This is a genomic window from Streptomyces beijiangensis, assembly GCF_017315755.1.
GTDB classification, from domain to species: domain Bacteria; phylum Actinomycetota; class Actinomycetes; order Streptomycetales; family Streptomycetaceae; genus Streptomyces; species Streptomyces beijiangensis.
The window spans coordinates 1-445 of sequence record NZ_JAFLRJ010001351.1 but is presented as its reverse complement, the minus strand read 5'-3'; the positions used below and the strand labels follow the sequence as shown (position 1 = coordinate 445).

The window sequence follows — 445 nt, the reverse complement described above, 5'->3', positions numbered from 1 at the left end:
ATCGACAAGGGACTGAGCGTCCTCGACGGTGTCACGGTCCACTCCAACGCCACCGACCGCACCCCCACCCTGCTGCTGACCGTCGACGGTCGCAGCACGACGGATGCCTGTCGGTTCCTCGCGGAACGCGGTGTCCACGCGCCGTCCGGGGCCTTCTACGCGGTCGAAGCCTCCCGCAGGCTCGGTCTCTCGGACACCGGAGGACTTCGTGTGGGCCTCGCCCCCTACAACAACACAGAGGATGTGGAGCGGCTGCTGGCCGGCCTGTCCGATTTCCTGGCAGGGCGTTCCTGAGGCCCGGTTCCCGGATCCCGCATGCCCGGACGGCCGAACTGCGGCCCACGGACCGCGTGTAACGCGAACCGCACGGAGGACCGGCCCGTCGCCCAGCGCGGGCGACGGGCCGTCGAGAGCCAACTGCGCACGCGGCGCTGCGGGACACGGG

Annotated in this window: 1 protein-coding gene; it reads left to right on the top strand. The window is 71.0% G+C overall.

Annotated elements, in window-relative coordinates; genetic code table 11:
• A partial coding sequence (locus tag J0695_RS41790; RefSeq protein WP_206970035.1) for an aminotransferase class V-fold PLP-dependent enzyme occupies positions 1–294 on the top strand: 294 nt, incomplete at its 5' end.
• Positions 295–445: the final 151 nt, after the last annotated feature.